Source organism: Dietzia aerolata (assembly GCF_014144865.1).
GTDB classification, from domain to species: Bacteria; Actinomycetota; Actinomycetes; order Mycobacteriales; family Mycobacteriaceae; genus Dietzia; species Dietzia aerolata.
The window spans coordinates 1-3,149 of sequence record NZ_JAALDM010000276.1; the positions used below are offsets into that span (position 1 = coordinate 1).

The 3,149-nt window shown below is 69.2% G+C and carries 3 protein-coding genes; 1 reads left to right on the top strand and 2 read right to left on the bottom strand.

All coding sequences use genetic code 11. The annotated features are described in order from the left end of the window. Window positions 1-78: 78 nt before the first annotated feature. Both G6016_RS14690 and G6016_RS14695 read right to left on the bottom strand, forming a co-directional pair. Window positions 79-1,410 (bottom strand): fatty acid desaturase family protein, encoded by a 1,332-nt coding sequence (locus G6016_RS14690; RefSeq protein ID WP_241730340.1) that lies wholly within the window; start codon window positions 1,408-1,410, stop codon window positions 79-81. Between the two features lie 49 nt (window positions 1,411-1,459). After that, window positions 1,460-2,683 (bottom strand): flavin reductase family protein, encoded by a 1,224-nt coding sequence (locus tag G6016_RS14695; RefSeq protein WP_182633361.1) that lies wholly within the window; start codon window positions 2,681-2,683, stop codon window positions 1,460-1,462. Window positions 2,684-2,939: 256 nt separating this feature from the next. Here G6016_RS14695 and G6016_RS14700 point away from each other — a divergent pair. Then, window positions 2,940-3,149: TetR family transcriptional regulator (locus tag G6016_RS14700; RefSeq protein WP_182633362.1), on the top strand; the 210-nt coding region annotated here is incomplete at its 3' end.

A 3,149-nucleotide genomic window follows, 5' to 3' on the forward strand; every position in this document is an offset into this window, starting at 1 on the left:
CGACGCGGCCCCGCCCAACGCGACGCGGGCCCGGCACACGTCAGTGCACCGGGCCCGCGGATCAACGCGCCGCAGCGATCAGGCGGCGGCCTCGGCCTTGGGTCGACGCTCGATGATCACCGCCGGCGAGTCCGCCGGGGTGGGCGGCAGCGGCAGGGCCAGGCGGAACATCTTGGCCCACACGTTGGCGACCTGCTTCCACAGCGGCCCCGAGTTGTACGGCAGGCCGTGCTCCTCGCAGATCCGCCGCACATCGTTCGCGATCTCCGGGTAGCGATGCGCCGGCAGGTCGGGGAACAGGTGGTGCTCGATCTGGTGCGACAGGTTGCCGGTCGCGACGTGCATGAAGTGGCTGCCGGAGATGTTGGCCGAGCCGAGCATCTGCCGCACGTACCACTCGCCGCGGGTCTCTTCGGCGGTCTCCTCCTGCGTGAACACCTGCGCGCCGGAGGGGAAGTGGCCGCAGAAGATCACCGAGAACGCCCAGATGTTGCGGACGATGTTCGCGGTGAAGTTACCGGCGAACGTCAGCGGGAACAAGGGGCCGGTGAGCGCCGGGTGGACGATGTAGTCCTTGGCCACCTGGCCGCGGACCTTGCGCCACCAGCCGGCCACCAGACCCTTGACGTCGGACCACTTCCGCTTGCCCTTGAGCACGTTCTCGTACTCCAGGTCGTGCAGCATCACGCCCCACTCGAACAGCATCATGAGCGCGAACGCGTACGCCGGGTTGCCCAGGCGCAGCGGGTTCCACGGCTGCTCGTACTCCATCCGCAAGATGCCGTAGCCGATGTCCCGGTCCAGGTCGAGGATGTTGGTGTACGTGTGGTGCATGTAGTTGTGCGAGTGGCGCCACTGGTCCGACGGGCACACGTTGTCCCACTCGAAGCTGGTGGAGTGGAGCATGTCGTCGCGCATCCAGTCGTACTGGCCGTGCATGACGTTGTGGCCGATCTCCATGTTGTCGAGGATCTTGGACGCGCTCAGCGCCGCGACGCCCGCCAGCCAGGCGGGTGGGAGGAACCCGAGGAACATGAGGCCGCGCCCGGCCAGTTCGAGTCGCCGTTGGAGCCGGACGATCCGGAGGATGTAGTCACGGTCGGACGTCCCGAGGTCGGCGACGATCCGGTCGCGGATCTCGTCCAGCTCGCGGCCGATGATCTCGACGGCCTCGGCGGACAGCACGATCGGCTCCGGCGCCTCGGTGGCCTTGGCCTTCTTGGCAATCTTTGGAGCCTTATCGGGCTTGGCTGCCTTAGCCGGCTTTGCGGCCTTGGCGGGCTTGGGTGCCTTCGGTGCCTTCTCGGCCTTCGCCGGCTTCTCAGCCTTGGGTGCCTTCGGTTCCTTGGCGGGCTTCTCAGTCTGGGGTGTCTTATCGGATTTCAGTCCGGGCAGTGGCAGGAGTGCCATGGTTGGTGTCCTTCCGGGGTTGTTTTCCGGGCGGGTGGGAGGAAATGGTCTAGAGCTCGATCTCGACGTCGCCGACCGGGGCGGAGACGCAGATCTGGACGAGGCAGCCGGGTTCAGAGTCGACCTCGCCGGTGCGCAGATCCCGCGTCGCGCCGGAGACGCGAACCGCGGTGCAGGTGTGGCAGATGCCCATGCGGCAGCCGTGCTGCGGGCTCAGGCCCGCGTCCTCGGCGCCCTCGAGCAGGGTCTTTCCGGGGTTGTCGGCGGTGACACCGCTCGTGATGTGCGTGACGGCACCGCCGTCGGTGTCCGGAACGTCGGCCACGGTGGCGGCGAAACGCTCGCGCTGGACCTCGGCGAACCGGGTTGCCCCGAGCGACTCCTCGAGCCCGCCGGCCAGGCCTTCGGGCCCGCACAGGAAGATCGTGGCGTCGGAGTGCCAGGGTGCGGCGTCCTCGAGATGTGCAGCGGTGAGATGTCCCGAGAGCCCGCGCGTGGACGTGCCTTCGGCGGTGGGGATCACCTGCACGTCGATCCCGGCGAGGGAGAGCTCACGGAGCCGGTCGCGGAACGGGACATCACCGACTCGACGGGTGTAGTGGATCCACGAGATGCGGCCACCCCGCCCGGTTGCGGTCTCCAGGTTCGGGCCCATGGTGCCGGGGTCGCCGGCAGCGCAGTGGTCCTCGGCGGCCAGGGTCGAGGCGATCGACAGCATCGGCGTGATGCCGCTGCCGCCGCTGACCAGCAGGATGTCGTTCGGCCGGGTCTCGGGCAGCGACATCTCTCCGGCCGGATTGCCCAGGAGCAGACGCATGCCGGGCTCGGCCTCGGCCCACAGGTGCTCGGACACCAGGCCATCGGGATGCCGGCGGACGGCGATCGTGGCCAGGCCGTCGGCGCGGTATGCGGAGTCGACGGGGGAGTAGTGCCGGCGGTGGATCACACCGTCGATCACCACCCCGATCTCGAGCGCGGCACCCGGCGCCGGGCGCCGGGCGCCAGCGGGAAGGCGCAGGGTGAGGACGGTGACGTCAGCGACCGGCCGGTCGACGGACACCACCGTGGCGCCGGTCGGATCGTCGGACCAGGTCACGCCCAGCGAACGGGCGTAGTGCTCGATCGGGTGCGGCGTGAACAAGGTGCGGGCGAGTTCGCTGGAGAACAGGCTGCCGGCGACGCCGCGCCGGGAGAGCCGGCCAGCCGATCGCGAGAGCGGAGTGCCGGACAGGAGTCGGCGCGTGAAGGACGAGTGTGAGGGAGGAGCGGTCATCGGGACCTCCGTGAGGTTCTCGGTCGGTGTGGTCGGGTCGCGCCTGCGGATGCGGCCAGCCCTCTCGGTCGGCGCGCCGCGCACCGGATGGGTGCGGTCGCGTTCGGGGGCGCATCCGCCCGGTACGACCACCGGACGAAATTGAGTGTACATGTGTTCTCCGAAATGAAAAGAGTCCACCTCGAGAGGCGTCTGTCACATTCCTTCGGGGGCGAACGACATGCGGTTATGTGGGCCAATCGCTAGAATCGCGGACGTGACAGCGCCCAGATCCCGTGCGGAACAGAAGCGGCACACCCGTGCACTCATCGTCGATGCGGGGCGCCGAGCGGTCGCGAGCCGCGGCTTCAGCAGCCTCGCCGTGCGCGAGCTCGCCCGCGAGGCGGGCATCGTCCCCACGGCCTTCTACCGGCACTTCGAGTCCGTCGACGACCTGGCGGCCGAGCTCGCCGCCGGCGCCGCCGAC